This is a genomic window from Corallococcus macrosporus DSM 14697, from assembly GCF_002305895.1.
In the GTDB taxonomy this organism is placed as follows: Bacteria; Myxococcota; Myxococcia; order Myxococcales; family Myxococcaceae; genus Myxococcus; species Myxococcus macrosporus.
Genome location: NZ_CP022203.1, coordinates 5,818,855 through 5,835,226, shown reverse-complemented (window position 1 = coordinate 5,835,226; position 16,372 = coordinate 5,818,855). Strand labels below are relative to the sequence as shown.

General features: G+C 71.3%; 12 protein-coding genes. 10 read left to right on the top strand and 2 right to left on the bottom strand.

Going from position 1 to position 16,372, the window contains the following annotated elements:
• The first annotated feature begins 5 nt into the window (after positions 1-5).
• The 8 genes from MYMAC_RS23330 to MYMAC_RS23295 all read left to right on the top strand — a co-directional run bounded on the left by MYMAC_RS23330 (position 6) and on the right by MYMAC_RS23295 (position 9,409).
• Positions 6-2,375 (top strand): ABC transporter permease, encoded by a 2,370-nt coding sequence (locus MYMAC_RS23330; protein WP_095959691.1) that lies wholly within the window; start codon positions 6-8, stop codon positions 2,373-2,375.
• A gap of 2 nt (positions 2,376-2,377) precedes the next feature.
• Positions 2,378-3,052 carry an ABC transporter ATP-binding protein gene (locus MYMAC_RS23325; RefSeq protein WP_013941292.1) on the top strand — a complete coding sequence of 225 codons (675 nt, stop codon included), beginning with the start codon at positions 2,378-2,380 and terminating at the stop codon, positions 3,050-3,052.
• A gap of 130 nt (positions 3,053-3,182) precedes the next feature.
• A complete protein-coding gene (gene bamA, locus MYMAC_RS23320; RefSeq protein WP_239989643.1) occupies positions 3,183-5,564 on the top strand; it encodes an outer membrane protein assembly factor BamA in 2,382 nt (793 codons plus the stop codon).
• Between the two features lie 107 nt (positions 5,565-5,671).
• Positions 5,672-6,226, top strand: coding sequence for an OmpH/Skp family outer membrane protein (locus MYMAC_RS23315; protein WP_013941290.1), 555 nt, complete (start codon positions 5,672-5,674; stop codon positions 6,224-6,226).
• Between the two features lie 31 nt (positions 6,227-6,257).
• Positions 6,258-7,307, top strand: a complete 1,050-nt coding sequence (gene lpxD / locus MYMAC_RS23310; protein ID WP_204816906.1) for a UDP-3-O-(3-hydroxymyristoyl)glucosamine N-acyltransferase — start codon at positions 6,258-6,260, stop codon at positions 7,305-7,307.
• Positions 7,307-7,768 (top strand): 3-hydroxyacyl-ACP dehydratase FabZ, encoded by a 462-nt coding sequence (gene fabZ, locus MYMAC_RS23305; protein WP_013941288.1) that lies wholly within the window; start codon positions 7,307-7,309, stop codon positions 7,766-7,768. Before lpxD ends, fabZ begins: the two co-directional genes overlap by 1 nt.
• A gap of 29 nt (positions 7,769-7,797) precedes the next feature.
• Positions 7,798-8,574 carry an acyl-ACP--UDP-N-acetylglucosamine O-acyltransferase gene (lpxA, locus tag MYMAC_RS23300; protein ID WP_013941287.1) on the top strand — a complete coding sequence of 259 codons (777 nt, stop codon included), beginning with the start codon at positions 7,798-7,800 and terminating at the stop codon, positions 8,572-8,574.
• Positions 8,575-8,602: 28 nt separating this feature from the next.
• Positions 8,603-9,409 carry an LpxI family protein gene (locus MYMAC_RS23295; RefSeq protein WP_095959689.1) on the top strand — a complete coding sequence of 269 codons (807 nt, stop codon included), beginning with the start codon at positions 8,603-8,605 and terminating at the stop codon, positions 9,407-9,409.
• Between the two features lie 25 nt (positions 9,410-9,434).
• Here the strand turns inward: MYMAC_RS23295 and MYMAC_RS23290 are convergent, their stop codons facing one another.
• A complete protein-coding gene (locus tag MYMAC_RS23290; protein WP_013941285.1) occupies positions 9,435-10,214 on the bottom strand; it encodes a hypothetical protein in 780 nt (259 codons plus the stop codon).
• 246 nt (positions 10,215-10,460) lie between these two features.
• On the opposite strand from MYMAC_RS23290, the gene MYMAC_RS23285 reads away from it, so the two are divergent.
• Entirely contained in the window at positions 10,461-13,691 is a 3,231-nt protein-coding gene (locus MYMAC_RS23285) for a serine/threonine-protein kinase (RefSeq protein ID WP_095959688.1), read from the top strand.
• Here the strand turns inward: MYMAC_RS23285 and MYMAC_RS23280 are convergent.
• On the bottom strand, positions 13,680-14,807 hold the full coding sequence (locus MYMAC_RS23280; protein WP_095959687.1) for an ADYC domain-containing protein: 1,128 nt from the start codon (positions 14,805-14,807) through the stop codon (positions 13,680-13,682). The genes MYMAC_RS23285 and MYMAC_RS23280 overlap by 12 nt on opposite strands.
• Positions 14,808-14,993: 186 nt before the next feature.
• Here MYMAC_RS23280 and MYMAC_RS23275 point away from each other — a divergent pair, with 186 nt between their 5' ends.
• Positions 14,994-16,358, top strand: coding sequence for a sigma 54-interacting transcriptional regulator (locus tag MYMAC_RS23275; protein ID WP_095959686.1), 1,365 nt, complete (start codon positions 14,994-14,996; stop codon positions 16,356-16,358).
• Positions 16,359-16,372: the final 14 nt, after the last annotated feature.

Sequence of the window (16,372 nt, the reverse complement as noted above, 5' to 3'; positions counted from 1 at the left end):
GCCGCGTGCACTCCGCCGAACGGCAGACCATCCATCGCTGGACCTTCATCTGGATTGGGGCCCTGGTCGCCCTGGTGGGCTTCAGCCTCCTGGGCGTGGCGCTCACGTCCTCCCAGGCCTGGCTGGAGACCAGCTCCTCCCTGGGGCTGTCCGTGCTGGGGTGGGGCGGGCTGATCCAACTCCTGAACGCGGCGCTGCTCGCGTCCGAGCAGCCCGTCGCGCCAGTGCAGAACACGGGCCTGCTCGTGGCGGGCGCCCTCGTCTGGCTCGCGGGGTGGGCGCTCATCGCCGCCGGCATCCGCCGCGCGCCGGAGCCCACTGAAGGGCCCAGCCCCGCCGCGGGCGCCACGCTGTATCCGCGCCTGGCGCGCTACCGGGACTTCTACTGGAGCACCCTGGGCGCCTACGGCGGCGGCATGCTGCTGGCGGAGGTGGTCCTCATCCTCCTGCAGACGGTGCTTTCCAGCGGGGTGTCGGCCACGGACCTGGGCGCGGCGGGGAAGGGCGCGGGCGGCGGGCTGTCGCTGCCGCCCACCGGCGCGTTCGCCATCGCGCTGCTGGCCGGCGGCATGGTGGCCTTCATCTCCGGCTTCATCGGGGCCTCGCGCGCGCAGCGGCTGTCGCTGCCCGAGGCCACCATCGGCGTGCTGTACCTGGGCCTGCCCATCCCCATCGTCCTCACGCTGATGGAGCGGCTGCCCGGGCTGCAGCTCGCGCTGGGCTACCGGCTGCGCGAGGTGACGTACGTCGCCGGGCTGATTGGCCGCCCGGAGCTGGGGTACTGGCTCGTCTTCACCTTCCTGGTGCTGGCGCTGGTGCTGGGCATCAACACCGGCTTCATCGCCGCCGGCAGCGGCCGGGTGGACCTGAAGCTGGGCTTCGAGCTCTTCGTCGCCCGCCGGCACGTGATGGTGTTCCGGCCGTCCCTGCTGCTGGGGACGCTGGCGGTGCTGATGCTCGGCATCATCCCGCCGCTGCTCATCTACTTCATCATCCGCTCCACGGAAGCCGCGGTGGAGCGCACGCGCATCCGCAAGCTGGGCCTGAAGGACCCGCTGGCGGCCGCCTCCGACCTCAACCGCCTCAAGCTGCGCGAGCAGTCGCCCACCATGATGATGACTGCCCTGTCCGTGGGCGGCGTGGGCGTGGGCGTCATGGCGCTCATCATCGTGCTGTCGGTGATGAGCGGCTTCGAGGCGGACCTCCAGCAGAAGATATTGGGCACCAACGCGCACGCCGTGGTGTCCAAGTACGCGGGGGACCTGCCCGAGTACGCCAAGGTGATGGAGTCCGTCCGCAAGGTGCCCGGCGTGGTGGGGCAGACGCCCTTCATCATCAACCAGGTGATGATCGCCTCCGAGGGCAACGTGGATGGCGTCATCATCAAGGGCATCGACCCGGACACGGTGGGCGAGGTGACGGACCTGCCCAAGAACATCCTCGGCGGCGGGTCGCTCGACATCCTCTATACGCCGGAGAAGATCGTCCACCGCGGCCTGACGGACGAGGAGCCCGAGGAGGAGAGCGGGGTGGTGGAGGACGACATCATCCGCCGCTCCGGGACGTCGAAGAAGGCGCAGGTGCTGCCGGGCATCGTCATTGGCCGTGAGCTGGCGGCCTCGCTGCGCGTGGTGGTGGGGGACCGGGTGAACGTCGTCTCCCCGCTGGGCACCGAGCTGAGCCCCTCCGGCCCGATTCCGAAGAGCCGCGCCTTCCGCGTGGCGGCCGTCTTCTACTCGGGCATGTACGAGTACGACTCCAAGTTCGTCTACATCCTGCTCAAGGAGGCCCAGGACTTCTTCGGCGTGAAGGGCGCCACGGGCATCGAGCTGAAGGTGGCGGACATCGACGACGCGCGCCGCATCGCCTCCCAGGTGGTGAAGGTGCTGGGCGGCTACCCCTACCGGGCGCGGGACTGGGGAGAGATGAACAAGAACCTCTTCTCCGCGCTCCGCCTGGAGAAGCTGGTGATGGGCATCATCCTCTCCATCATCATCATCGTGGCCGCGGGCCTCATCGTCGCCACCGTCATCATGCTGGTGCTGGAGAAGCGGAAGGAGATCTCCGTGCTCAAGGCGCTGGGCGTCCCCGATGGCGGCATCGTGAAGATATTCCTCGCGGAGGGCCTGCAGATTGGCGTGGCGGGCGGCTTCCTCGGACTGATTTCCGGCCTGTCCTGGTGCGTCTTCATCGAGAAGGTCGGCATCAAGCTGGACCCGGACGTCTATTACATCCCGGCGGTGCCGGTGCGCGTCGAGCCGGTGCAGACCGTGCTCGCCGTCGTCATCGCGGTGCTCGTCACCTACCTCGCCTCCATCTACCCGGCCCTCAAGGCCAGCAGCGTGGAGCCGGTGGAAGGCCTCAAGGCGGAGTAGCCATGGCGCTCTTGTCCATCCGCAACGTCTTCAAGAGCTACTTCCTGCACGGCAAGCGCATCGACATCCTCCGGGGCGTGTCGCTGGACATCCAGCGGGGCGAGCTCGTCTCGCTGGTGGGCGCGTCCGGGGCGGGGAAGAGCACCTTCCTCCACGTCCTGGGGACGCTGGACGCCCCGGCCGCCGGCGAGGTCATGTTCGAGGGCCGCTCCGTGTTCGCCATGAACGACGCGGAGATCGCCGAGTTCCGGAACCAGACCATCGGCTTCGTCTTCCAGAGCCACTTCCTGCTGCCGGAGTTCACCGCCCTGGAGAACGTGGCCATGCCCGCGCTCATCCGGCGACAGGACCGCACCGGCGCCTACGCCTACGCCCGTGAACTGCTGGAGCGGGTCGGCCTGGGACACCGCGTGGACCACCGGCCCGGCGAGCTGTCCGGCGGCGAGGCCCAGCGCGTGGCCCTGGCGCGGGCCCTGGTGCTCAAGCCCGCGGTGTTGCTGGCGGACGAGCCCACCGGCAACCTGGACCCGGCCACCGGCGAGGGCATCCACCAGCTCCTGCGGGAGGTGAACCGCGAGCAGGGCATCACCGCCGTGGTCGTCACCCACAATGAGACGCTTGCCCGCTCCATGCCCCGCCGCCTCAGGTTGTCCGGGGGCGAGGTGTCGGAGGCGTGATGTCCTGGCAATTTTGCATTGAGGCCCTTGGGGCCCTTCCCGTAGATTGCCCCGCCTTTTCCTGGCCGGTCTCCCCTTGAGGCACCCCGTTCTGTCGCGCAAGTCACTGCTCCCGCTGCTGGCGGTCGCCATGTGGTCCCTCGTGCCTGGCCCCGTGCTGGCGCAGGAGGACGCGGGCGCGGTCGTGCCCGAGGCCGCCGCTCCCGCTGACCAGGCCTCCGAGCCTGAACTCCCCGAAGACGCCCCGGTCTCCCCCGAGGACGCCCGCCGCGTGGTCGAAATCCGCGTCGAGGGCAACCGGCGCGTGGAGTCCGAGGCCATCCGCCGCGCCCTCCGGACCCGCGTCGGGGATGAGCTGAACCCCACGCGCACCGCCCAGGACCTGCGGGCGGTGTGGGCGCTGGGCTACTTCCAGGACGTGGAGCTGCTCGTCCAACGGCTGGCCCGCGGCGTCGCCTACGTGGTGCGCGTGGAAGAGCGGCCCACCGTCCGGCTCGTCCAGCTCAACGGCAACGAGGAACTGAGCAAGGACGACCTGAAGGAGGAGATTGACGTCAAGCCCTCCACCATCCTGGACATGGAGCTGGTGCGCTCCAGCGTGCAGAAGATCCAGGCGAAGTACGTGGAGAAGGGCTACTTCCTCGCCGAGGTCAGCCACCAGCTCAAGCCCGTCGAGGGCGGCGCCAACGTGGATGTGGTGTTCAACATCAACGAGCGCGCCAAGGTGATGGTGAAGCAGATCACCATCCTCGGGGCGGAGAAGGTGACCGCCGCGGAGCTGAAGGAGACCATGATCACCCGCGAGGGCGGGTTCCTCTCCTTCTTCACCGGCGAGGGCACCTACCGCGAGGAGGCCTTCCAGCGCGACCTGGCCGTCATCCAGATGGCCTACTACGACAAGGGCTTCATCAACGTCCGGGTGGACAAGCCCACCGTCCAGCTCTCCGCGGACAAGCGTTTCATCTTCATCACCCTCCGGGTGACGGAAGGCGAGCCCTACGACATCGGGAAGATCGACTTCTCCGGTGACCTGCTCGACGACGTCACCAAGGAGCAGATGGCGGTGCTGATGCAGTCCCGCTCCGGCGAGCGCTTCAACCGCTCGCAGCTCTCGCAGGACATCCTCTCCGTCTCGGACGTCTACTACGACCGCGGCTACGCCTACGCCAACATCAACCCCATCACCAGCGTCAACGCGGACGACCGCACGGTGGACCTGACCTTCGACGTGCAGAAGGGCCCCCAGGTCACCATCGAGCGCATCGACGTGGTGGGCAACAGCAAGACGCGGGACAAGGTCATCCGCCGCGAGCTGCGCGTCTACGAAGGCGAGCTCTACAGCGGCACCGGCGTGCGCCGCAGCAAGGAGCGCGTCACCGCGCTGGGCTTCTTCGAGACGGTGGAAATCACCCAGCGCCCGGGCTCCGCGGACGACACCATCGTCCTCCAGGTGGAGGTGCAGGAGAAGGCCACCGGTACCTTCCAGGTCGGCCTCGGCTTCTCCAACGTGGAGAACTTCATCTTCACGGCGCAGATCGCCCAGAACAACTTCCTGGGGTGGGGCCAGAGCGTCTCCGCGTCCGCGCAGATCTCCGGCCTGCGCTCCCTGGTGCAGTTGTCCTTCTATGACCCGTACTTCCTGGACACGCGCTACCTGCTGTCGGCGGAGTTCTTCCGCATCCAGGCGGACTACGAGGGCTTCATCCGCAGCTCCACCGGTGGCACGGTGTCCATCGGCTACCAGTTCATCGACGACCTGCTGGGCACCATCGGCTACTCGCGTGAGTGGGTGAACGTGGAGGCGGGGCAGAACCTGGGCGCGGTGCTGCTGGCCAACCAGTTCCTGTCGGGCACGACGAGCGCGGCGCGCCTGTCGCTGTCCTTCGACCGGCGCAACAACCGCCTCTTCCCGTCGAACGGCTTCATCCACTACGGCTCGGTGGAGCTCGCCCCGGACTTCCTGGGCGGCACCTTCCTCTACAACCGGTACACGGCCTACTCGCGGCTCTACTTCCCCATGCCGCTGGGCTTCGTCTTCAAGACGAACGCCACCATTGGCTACATCCAGCAGTTGGATGCCAACAAGCCGCTGCCCATCTCCGAGCTCTACTACGTGGGCGGCATCAACAGCGTCCGCGGTTACTTCCTGCGCAGCATCAGCCCCTCCGTGAAGGTGCCTCGCTCCGGCAGTCCGGACGCCACCGTCACCGACTTCCGGGTGGGTGGCAACAAGCAGCTCATCTTCAACTTCGAGCTGGAGTTCCCCATCTTCGAGAAGGCCGGCCTGCGCGGCGTCGTCTTCTATGACGCGGGTAACGCTTTCGCCGCCAACGAGCGTTTCTTCCAGGACCGGCAGGACCGGCTGCCGCTCGGTCTCTTCCACGCCGCGGGCTTTGGCTTCCGTTGGTTCTCGCCCATCGGCCCCCTGCGCTTCGAGTGGGGTATCCCGCTGACCAGGCGGCCAGAGGACGACAACATCCTGTTCGAGTTCACTATCGGCAACTTCTTCTGATAAGCCCTTGGCCCGTTGTCCGGCGTCCGCCCCCACGGGCGGAGGGAATTGAAGATGCCCGACAGGCGTACGTCGGAGCCTGTAACCTTCCTGAGGAGTTGCTGAACATGTCGCTTCGCACCACCATCGCGGCCACGGCCGCCGCTCTGTCGCTCGCCCTCCCGGTGGCCGCCTCGGCCGCCGAGTTGAAGGTCGCCTACGTGGACCTCCAGAAAGTCATGCTGGAGGTGGACGACGGGAAGGCCGCCAAGGCCCGCCTCCAGAAGTGGCTCAACGACCGCCAGAAGGAGATCGACAAGGAGCAGACCGCGCTCCGCGCCGAGAAGGAGACGCTCGACAAGCAGGCGAGCGCCATGACGGCGGAGGTCAAGGCCCAGAAGGAGGCCGAGCTCCAGCGCAAGGTGATGCTGCTCGCCCAGAAGTGGGAGAAGAGCCGCGCCGAGGCCGCCAACAAGGAGCAGCAGGAGATGAAGCCGATCATCGACAAGATCGACACCATCATCTCCAACATCGCCGAGCGCGATGACCTGGGCTTCGTCCTGGAGCGCCGCGACTCGGGCATCGTCTACGCCCGCTCGTCGAACGACATCTCCAACGAGGTCATCCGGGCCTACAACAGCTCGAAGAAGACGGTGGCGAAGGACGCCCCGACGAAGAAGTAGCCGTCACTCCCAACTCGTGCAGGCCACGCCCATGCCCCGCCAGCTCGGGGAGCTCGCCGCCCATGTGGGCGGAGAGCTCCTCGGTGATCCCGCGCAGCTCATCCACGGACTCAACGGGCTTGAAGAAGCCGGCCCGGGAGACGTGTCCTTCTACGGAAACCCGCGCTACCGCCGCCAGTTCGAGGCCACCCGTGCCTCGGCCGTGCTGGTGGGCGCCGACGTGCCGCCCCGCGAGGGCGTGGCGCTGGTCCGGGTGGCCAACCCCCACCTGGCGTACGCGAAGCTGCTGCGCCTGTTCCACCCGCCGGAGCGCCCCGCCGCGGGCGTGAGGCCGGGGGCGTGGGTGCACCCCGAGGCCACCGTCCATCCGGAGGCCGTGCTCCTGCCCGGCGCCTCGGTGGACCGGGGCGGACGCGTGGGGGCCCGCACGGTGCTGTATCCGGGCGCCTACGTGGGCGAGCAGGCCGAGGTGGGGGAGGACTGCGTCCTGTACCCCAACGTCACGGTGCGCGAGCGCTGCATCGTGGGCGCCCGCGTCATCCTCCACGCGTCCAGCGTGGTGGGCGCGGACGGCTTCGGCTTCGCCTTCAACCCGGAGGGCGAGGCGGGGCCGGAGCACTTCAAGATTCCCCAGGTCGGCATCGTCCGCATCGAGGACGACGTCGAGGTGGGCGCCTGCACCTGCATCGACCGCGCGACGGTGGGTGAGACGGTGGTGGGGCGCGGCGCGAAGCTCGACAACCTGGTGCAGGTTGCCCACAACGTCCGGGTGGGCCCGCTGTCGCTCATCTGCGCCCAGGCCGGCGTGTCCGGCTCGGCGGAGATTGGCACGGGCGTCGTGCTGGCGGGGCAGGTCGGCGTGGTCGGACACATCCGCGTGGGTGACCTGGCCAAGGTGGGCGCGCAGTCCGGCGTGGCGCACGACGTGGAGGACGGCCAGGTGGTGAGCGGCAGTCCGGCCGTCCCCCACCGCGAGTGGCTGCGGGCCAGCGCGGCGGCGGGGCAGATGGCGGATCTGCTCAAGGACGTCCGCGCCCTGAAGCGCCGGGTGGAGACGCTCGAGAAGGAAAAGGGGCAGTGATGGACATCGGCGAGATTCTCAATCTGCTGCCGCACCGGTACCCGTTCCTGCTGGTGGACCGGGTGGTGGAGATCGTCCCCGGCCAGAAGCTGACGGCCTACAAGAACGTCACCATCAACGAGCCCTTCTTCAACGGCCACTTCCCCGGGCACCCGGTGATGCCGGGCGTGCTCATCCTGGAGGCGCTGGCGCAAGCGACGGCCATCCTCGCCTACAAGAGCGAGAACATGGACCCGGCGCGCAAGCTCACGTACCTGATGGGCGTGGACGGCGCGCGCTTCCGCAAGCCGGTGCTCCCGGGCGACCGGCTCCAACTGGAAATCGAAGTGGTGCGGCACAAGGGCGCCGTCTGGAAGACGAAGGGCCTGGCGACGGTCGACGGCGCGCGTGTCGCCGAAGGCGAGTTCCTGGCGACCGTCGTGGACAAGGACGCCAACGCGGCGGAGAGCGCCGCTTCCTGAAGCGCGCCCCGCGAGCACGAGGAGACTTCATGGCTCAGGTTCATCCCACCGCGGTGGTCCATTCCGGCGCCCGCCTCCACGAAACCGTGGAGGTTGGCCCCTACTCCATCATCGGTCCCCAGGTGACGCTCGGCGCGGGCACCCGCGTGGGGCCCCACGTCGTCATCGAAGGGCGCACCACGCTCGGCGAGCGCAACCGCATCTTCCAGTTCGCCTCCGTGGGCGCGGACCCGCAGGACCTCAAGTACGCGGGCGAGGACACGGCGCTGGTGCTCGGGGACGACAACCAGATTCGCGAGTTCGTGTCCCTGCACAAGGGCACCGCGGGCGGCGGCGGCGCCACCCGCGTCGGCAGCGGCAACCTCTTCATGGCCAACTGTCACGTCGCGCATGACTGCGTGGTGGGCAACGGCTGCCGCATCGGCAATGGCTCCGCGCTGGCGGGCCACGTGACGATGGAGGACCACGTCATCATCAGCGGCCTGGCGGCGGTGCATCAGTTCACCCGCCTGGGCAAGCACGCCTTCATCTCCGGCGGCGCCATGGTGACCATGGACATCCCGCCGTACGCCACCGCCCAGGGAGACCGGGCGGAGCTGGTGGGCCTCAACACCGTGGGCCTGGAGCGCAGCGGCTTCTCCAAGGAGCAGATCGAGCGGGTGAAGGAAGCCCACCGCATCCTGTTCCGCTCCAAGCTGACGCTCCAGGAGGCCATGGTGCGGCTGCGCGCGGAGCTGGCGGGCCATCCCGAGGTGGACCACCTCATCCAGTTCATCCAGCAGAGCAAGCGCGGCCTCACGCGCTGACGCCGTGAGTGACGGAGGGGAGTCGGCGGTGGAGCGGATTGGCCTCATCGCGGGCAACGGCCGGCTGCCCTTTCTGTTCGCGCGCGCCGCGCGGAAGAAGGGCCTGGAAGTCGTCGCCGTGGCCCACCGGGGAGAGACAGACCCGGCGCTGGCCTCGGAGGTGGACCGCCTGACGTGGGTCCGCGTCGGGCAGGTGGACCGCATCCAGAAGGCCTTCCGCGACGCGGGCGTGAAGCAGGCGGCCATGGCGGGCGGCATCGGCCGGGTGCGGGCGCTGGCGGAGGCGCGGCCGGACCTGGGCGCGGTGCGCATCATCTCCCGGCTGCGCAGCTTCCGGGATGACGCGCTGCTGCGCGCGGTGGCCTCGGACTTCGAGTCCCGCGGCGTCACCATCATCGCCCCCACGGACTTCCTGGGCGAGGTGCTGTGCCCGGAGGGGCACCTGGCCGGGCCCCGGCTGCACCCGGCGCAGCAGAAGGACGTCGCCCTGGGCCGCGAGGTCGCGGTGCTGCTGGGCCAGGCGGACGTGGGCCAGACGGTGGTGGTCCACAACGGCCACGTCCTGGCGCTGGAGGCGGTGGAAGGCACGGACGAGGCCATCCGCCGGGGCGGCCGGCTGGGCGGCAACAGCGGCGCCGTGGTGGTGAAGCGCTGCAAGCCCCAGCAGGACCTCCGCTTCGATTTGCCGGCCGTGGGCCCGCGCACCCTGGAGGTCATGCAGGAGGTGGGCGCGCGGGTGCTGGCGCTGGAGGTGGGGCGCACGGTGCTGCTGGACGCCCCGGCCCTCTTCAAGGGCGCCGAGGCCGCGGGCATCACCATCGTCGGCGTGCCCTGAGCCCCGGCCCCCTACGCCGTGGGGACTAGAAGCAGCGCGCGCGGGCGGACACGTCCTTCTGCCCCGAGGCGCCGCCGAGGTACCACGAGCCGCCCGCCTGGTAGGTGCGGACGTACTCCCCGCCGCCCTCGAACTTGCCCCGGACGAACGTCAGGGCGCAGGAGCGGTTCGAGGTGCCACCCAGCGCCGTGGCCGAGTTGCCCTGGCTCCACGTGTACTCCGAGCTGAACGTGCCGCCAGCGCCCAGGTTGATGCAGCGCGCGCGCGCCCGCACGCCGCTCTGGCTGGAGTTGCCCGTCATGTACCAGCTCCCGGCCGTCTCATAGACGTGGACCCACTCGCCGGAGCCGTGGAACTTGCCCGCGACGCCCGTCAGGTAGCACACGCGGTTGGTCGAAGAGCCCAGGTAGGTGGGGTAGCTCGACGATTGGGTCCACGTGTACTCGGTGCCCGTGTCCGCCACGTTGATGCAGCCCGCGGCGCCGTTGATGCCCGTCTGCGACGAGTTGCCGCCCAGGTACCAGGAGCCGCCCGTCTGGAAGATGTCGACCCGCTCACCGCCCCCCTCGAAGTCGCCGCCCACGCGCATGAGGTAGCAGGTCCGGTTCGTCGTCGTGCCCATGGGCGTGGCGATGTTGCCCTGCGACCACGTGTAGATGTTGGCCGTGGTCAGCTCCTGCCCCTGCGTGAGCAGGTCCTGCGCGGCCGGCGGCTCGGCGGTGACGTCCGTCAGGTCCTCGGGGCCGCAGCCCCAGAGGACGGCGGGCATGGACAGGGCGATGAGTGCGTGACGCAGCTTGGACATGGTGGGGCTTCCTGTTGGGTGAGTGGTTGAAACGGCGTGGCGCATGTGGCGAAGGGCCATGCACGCGTCCTGGCCGTGTCTCCCCATGAGCAATGCGCATGCCGTCCGCGCCTGGGCCGTGCGGCCTCGCGGCTCCGTCTGGGGCGGGGCGCGGCCCACGGCGATGGCACCGCCGCGCGTGGCACGTTGGCACAGGCCGCGGTGTGCCACCGTGCTCCGCATGTATGCGTTTGATAGGCTTTGTCCATGCCGCTCCTCGACCCCACCCTTCCCTCGGAGCCCGCCGCGCGGCCGGTCGGGGAGGGGGCCACGGTGGAGGGCCTTCCGTCCGCCACGCCGGGCGCCGCGCCGCCCGCGCCGGGCGCCCGCTATGCGGTCCTGGAGCTGTTGGGGCGCGGTGGCATGGGGGACGTGTACCGCGCGCGGGACAGGACGCTCGGGCGGCTGGTGGCGCTCAAGTTCCTTCGGGGCGCGGACCCGGAGCGGGCCATGCGCTTCCTGCGGGAGGCGCGCGCCCAGGCCCGTATCGACCATCCCAACGTCTGCAAGGTGTTCGACGCGGGGGAGTCCGGAGGGCAGGCCTATATCGCCATGCAGCTCGTGGAAGGCGAGCGGATGGACCTCGCCGCGCGCGGACAGGCGCCCCAGCGGAAGGCGCGGTGGCTGAAGGCCGCGGCCGAGGCGGTGGAGGCGGCCCACGCGCTGGGCGTCATCCACCGGGACCTCAAGCCCGCGAACATCCTGGTGCTCACGGGCGAGGGCGCGCGACGCGAGCCCGTCATCATGGACTTCGGGCTCGCGTACGAGGCCGGGGAGGGGCACGGCCTGACGTCCACGGGCGCGGTGATGGGCACGCCCGCGTACATGGCGCCGGAGCAGGCCCGTGGCGCGCTGGAAGCCATCGGCCCGCACACGGACGTCTATGGCCTGGGCGCCACGCTCTACGAGCTGCTCGTCGGCGAGCCGCCCTTCACCGGCGCCACGCCGCTGGAGACGTTGAACCGGGTGCTCCACGATGACCCGGTGCCGCCTCGCGAGCGCGTGCCGGACCTGGACGCCGACCTGGAGACGGTGTGCCTCAAGTGCCTGAGCAAGGAGCCGGCGCTGCGCTACGCCTCCGCCCGGGCGCTGGCGGAGGACCTGGGGCGCTACCTGGACGGCGCGCCCATCCTCGGGCAGCGCCCCCGCCTGACGCACCGCCTGCGGCGCGCGGCCCGCAGGCACCGCGGGGTGGTGTTCGTCTCCGGCGTCTCCCTGGTGGGCATGCTGCTGCTCGCGGGCTTCGGGGCCCGGGCCTGGCTGGCGGAGCGGGAGCTCCAGGCGCGCACGGCCGCGCGCGTCCAACTGGCCGAGCAACTGGGCCAGCAGGTGCAGGAGATTGAGGCCTTCGTGCGCGCCTTCCAGTCCCTGCCCCTGCACGACACGCGACCCGAGCAGCAGCGCGTCCGGGCGCGGATGGCCCGCATGGGTGAGCCGCGGCGGGGCCTGGGCGCGCTGGGGGAGGGCCTGGTGCGGCAGGCGCTGGGGCGGGGCCACCTGGCGATGCGCGAGTTCGAGCAGGCGCACCGGGAGCTGACGCGGGCGCGCGAGCTGGGCGTCGACTCGCCAGGGCTCCACTACGCGCTGGGACGGGTGCTGGGGGAGCAGTACCACCTGGCCATGGAGGACGCGCGGCGCAGCGGCGGCGCGGCGTGGGTGGCCGAGCGGCGGCAGCAACTGGAGGCGCGCTACCTGGCGCCCGCCCTCGAGTCCCTGGAGCGCAGCGCCGGCGTGGAGCTGGAGTCACCGCGCTACCTGGAAGGGCTCATCGCGCTGTACCGCAAGGACTACGAGGGCGCGGAGCGGGCCGTGCGCGAGGCCCAGGCGCACGCCTCCTGGATGCCGGAGGTCCGGAAGCTCGCGGGGGACGTGGCGCTCGCGCGGGCCATGGCGCTGCTGGAGCAGGGCGACTACGCGGGCGCGCGGGCCGGGCTCATGGACGCGGAGTCCCGCTACCAGCAGGCCGTGGAGCTGGCGCGCAGTGACGCCTGGGCCTACGAGGCGCTGGCGGAGGTGTGGCTGCAACTGTCGGAGCTGGACAAGCGCGAGGGGCGCTCGCGCAAGGCCGCGCTGGACCAGGCGGAGGCCGCCGCGGACCGGAGCCTCGTGGCCGACCCGGACCGGGCCTCCGGCCACACGAAGAAGGCGCAGGTGCTGATGAACCAGTACCGCGCGGTGACCTTCCAGGGCGCGCGGGACGCGCGCGGGGCGGAGGCCCTGCTCGACGCCTGGACGGACGCCGCGTCGCGGGCCGTGGCGTTGGAGCCTCGCGACGTGCTCGCGCACGACTCGTTGGGCTACAGCGACTTCATGCGAGGCCTGCGTCAGGCGCGCGCGGGCGAGCGGCCCGAGGCGTCCTGGGCCCGGGCCATCCAGTCGCTGGAGCGGGCGATTGCGCTGGAGCCGCACTACCCCTGGGCGCTCAACGACCTGGGGCTCGTCCACCGCTGGCGGGGCAACTACCAGCGGGAGCACGGGCAGGACCCGCTTCCGGCCTACGCCGAGGCGGAGCGCGCCTTCCAGCGGGCCGTCGAAGGCGATCCAAAGTACCTGTTCGCCCACTCCAACCTCGCGGAGCTCCACGCGGCCCGCGCGGCCCTGCTGCTCTCCCGCGGGCGGGACCCGGAGGCCGACGTCCAGGCGGCGCTGGAGGCCAGCGCTCGGGCGCTCGCCCTGGACGCGCGCTTCCACTCCGCCCACGACCATGCCGCCGCCGCGGAGTTGACGCGCGCGCGCTACCTGCTGGAGACCGGCGGAGACGCGCGCCCGGCGCTGGCGCGCGCGCTCCAGGCGACGGAGCGCTCCCGGAGCGTCAACGCGAAGGCGGACCGCGCCTGGCTCCATGTGGCCGGCGCGCACCTGCTCGAAGCGCTCCAGGCCTCGCGCGAGGCGGGCGACGCGCGCGCGGCGCTCGCCAGCGGACAGCGCGCGCTGGCGGAGGCGTACCGGCTGAGCCCCACCTGCGCGGACTGCCGGAGCCTGGGGGCGGAGCTGGCGCTGGCGGCGGCGGAGCAGGCGCGAGGCGAGGGGCGCTCCCGAACGGCCCTGCTGCGCGAGGCCCTCGCGGAGGCACGGCGCGCCGTGTCGCTGTACCCCTACTACGACAGCCACCTCACCCGGGCCCGCGCGGCCTGGCGGCTGGCGCGGGACACCGGCGCTCCGCCCGCCCTCGTGGAGGAGGGCCTGGCGCAGGTGGACCTCGCGCTGAAGCTGGACCCCGGGCTGCCGGAGGCCCACGCCGTGCGCGGCGCGCTGCTGTTGTTGCGTGCCCGGCGCCAGCGGCCGGGGGAGGGGTGGCGGGCGTCCCTCCTCGAAGCCGACGCGGCGTGGCGCCGCGCCACGGCCCAGGTGCCCTGGCTGAGCCGCTACGTGGGGCCCCTGGACGGCGCGGAGGACGCCGCCCTTCGCGCCGCCGGGGTTTCAGGCTCAGGGCCTTGAGGGCTGCCCCACGCCCGTCGCGAGCCGCGCCTGGGAACTCCACTTGGGCGACGGCGCGCAGGAAGGGAGCGTGAGGCCATTCGGGATGGGCGCCTTGCCGCGACGGTTCGCCAGGTTGAGGCACTCCGCGCCCCGGGGGCTCCACAGGGCCTCCAGGTACTCGAGCTCCTGCAAATCGTCGTTGCTGTCTCGCCCGAACCCGTGGGCGTCGCGCCGGAGAATCTCCGTGCCGCTGACGGTGTACGTGCGCAGGTCTCCCTGGCCCACGAAGTAGGCGGCGCGCTTGGCCTGGAGGCAGGCGCCGAAGACGAACTCCCGGTCCGGGTCGGTCTGGCGCGTGTCGGGTGTCCACGGCTGGTAGCCCCAATCCATGCAGGTGGCGATCGCGCCCGTCTCACAGGCCACGGTGAGGGTTTCGTCGTGGGGCCGCACCGCGGCGTTCAGCCCGTCGACCTGGCGCTGGGGGAGGAGGACGGACGCGACGGCCCGTCCCTCTGGCGACAGGCACTGCTCCAGCCAGCCGGTGCTGGGAGCGGCCCGGTAGCGCACGGCGAGGCGGTTGCCGGACACGGGCTCCAGCGCCAGCTCATAGAGGAGGCCCTCCAGGTTGCCGGTGCCGTCCAGGTCCACCGGGAGCCTGAACCCGAACACCAGCCCCGACACCGCCTCGCCTCGCAGCTTCAGGGCCTTGTCCCCCTGACGGATGGCGACGAAGAAGTCGCCGACGTTGCCGTGAATGGCTTCCAGCGCCGGAGGGGCCTCACCGCCGGCGGGCCTGGTCGGATTCCGGAGGTGCAGGGGCAACTGGAGCGTCTGGTCCTTCTGGTACATGGAGCGCACGCGCAGCGCCACGCCCTCGGGGGTATTGACGAAGCCCTCCAGGCACGCCGCTGGCGTCCTCTCATGCAAGAAGCAGTAGTTGTGCCCCTCGGCGACATAGATGCCCAGGCCGTTCGGGTCGGGGTCGCACTGTCCCGTCGGACAGCTCCCGCCGCCGGACGGGGAATCCGGGCGGGCGCCGATGGGGGGCTTTGCATCCTTCAGGGGGAGGGTGCAGCCCGCGGCGAAGGCCAGCAGCAGCGGGCCCATGAGCCAGATGGGGAAGGTGTTGAGCACAGGTGTCTCCTCGAAGTGACGGCGCGTGCCGTGGTCCGGCTCCGCGCCATAGCGAGGGGCATGCCAGCAGCGGCCCGGTCCTGTACACGGGGCGTCACGGCGGAGCGCCGCGGAGGCGGAGGCCCGGGTGGCACGGCCCGTGGCACGGTGCCGTGTGCCAGTGACACACGCGTAGGATGGAGGCACATGGAACACGACCGGTCGACCTTGCAGCAGAGCGACGCCACGGGGCGGGGGGCGGACTCCGGCGAGGCCCCGGTGCCGGGCCTGCTGCGCGTCCTGTGCGCGGGGAGCGCGATGGCCGAGGCCCTGCCGCTCGACGGCGAGCTGTTGCTGGGGCGGGGCGCCGCTTCGCTGGGGACGCACCAGGACCCTCGGATGTCTCGCAGCCACGCACAGGTCCGGTACGACGGCCGCCGCTTCTGGGTCACCGACCAGGGCAGCCAGAATGGCACGTTCGTGGACGGGGCACCCCTGGTGGCGGGAGCGCCCCGCGAGGCCCAGCGTGTCATCCGCATGGGGGACTCGCTCTTTGTTCCCTGCGCGGACGTGGGGCCGGTGGCCCGGCGCGGCGTCGTCAGGACGCGCGACTTCGTGCGCGGGCCCGCGATGCAGCGGCTGCTGGACCAGGTCGCGCGCACGGCGGAGCACGGCTTCACGTTGCACGTCCACGGGGAGAGCGGCACCGGCAAGGAAGGCGTGGCCCGCGCGTTCCATGAGCGCGGGCCGCGCGCGTCGGGGCCCTTCGTGGCCGTCAACTGCGCGGCCATTCCGCAGGGGCTCGCCGAAAGGCTCCTCTTCGGCGCGCGGCGCGGCGCCTTCTCCGGCGCGGATGACGCGGAGGGCTACCTCCAGGCCGCGGACGGCGGGACGTTGTTCCTGGACGAGGTGGCCGAGCTGGAGCTGGCCGTGCAGGCCAAGCTGCTGCGCGCGCTGGAGACGGGAGAGGTCCTCCCCCTGGGGGGCTCCCGGCCGCGGAAGGTGGACGTGCGGGTGTGCTCCGCCGGGAACAAGGACCTGCGCGCGCAGGTGGCCAGCGGCCGGATGCGCGAGGACCTCTACTTCCGCCTCGGCAGGCCGGAGGTTGGCTTGCCGCCAATGCGCCGCCGCCCCGAGGAGGTGCCCTTCCTGGTGGAGCGCTTCCTGGAGGAACTCGCACCGCGCCTGCCCGTGCACGTGGGCTTCCACGAGGCCTGCCTGTTGAGGGCCTGGCCGGGCAACGTGCGCGAGCTCCGGGTGGAGGTGCGCAGCGCCGCCCAGGAGGCGCTGCTTCACGAGGCGCCGCGTCTCGAGGCGAGACACCTGAGCCCCACCGCCGGCGCGGTGTTCGGCCCGCCGCTCGCGGAGCCACAGGTGGCGTCCGCGGCCACCCCAGGTCGGGCCGCGCTCCAGGGCAAGCCGCTGGACGAGGCCGAGCGGACCCGGCTGGAGACGGCGCTCCGGGAGAACGGGGGGAACGTCGCCGCCACGGCCCGGGCGATGGGCCTCCACCGGACGCAGCTCCGCCGCCTGCTCGAGCGCCATGGCCTCTCAGGTCCCCGGGAGGGCTGACGGAAAGGAGTCGC

Bases quoted from the DNA above. Each gene is read 5' to 3' on its own strand.
- MYMAC_RS23325 (WP_013941292.1), top strand. From the start codon at position 2,378: ATGGCGCTCTTGTCCATCCGCAACGTCTTCAAGAGCTACTTCCTGCAC.
- bamA (WP_239989643.1), top strand. From the start codon at position 3,183: ATGTGGTCCCTCGTGCCTGGCCCCGTGCTGGCGCAGGAGGACGCGGGC.
- MYMAC_RS23315 (WP_013941290.1), top strand. From the start codon at position 5,672: ATGTCGCTTCGCACCACCATCGCGGCCACGGCCGCCGCTCTGTCGCTC.
- lpxD (WP_204816906.1), top strand. From the start codon at position 6,258: ATGCCCCGCCAGCTCGGGGAGCTCGCCGCCCATGTGGGCGGAGAGCTC.
- fabZ (WP_013941288.1), top strand. From the start codon at position 7,307: ATGGACATCGGCGAGATTCTCAATCTGCTGCCGCACCGGTACCCGTTC.
- lpxA (WP_013941287.1), top strand. From the start codon at position 7,798: ATGGCTCAGGTTCATCCCACCGCGGTGGTCCATTCCGGCGCCCGCCTC.
- MYMAC_RS23290 (WP_013941285.1), bottom strand. From the start codon at position 10,214: ATGTCCAAGCTGCGTCACGCACTCATCGCCCTGTCCATGCCCGCCGTC.
- MYMAC_RS23285 (WP_095959688.1), top strand. From the start codon at position 10,461: ATGCCGCTCCTCGACCCCACCCTTCCCTCGGAGCCCGCCGCGCGGCCG.
- MYMAC_RS23275 (WP_095959686.1), top strand. From the start codon at position 14,994: ATGGAACACGACCGGTCGACCTTGCAGCAGAGCGACGCCACGGGGCGG.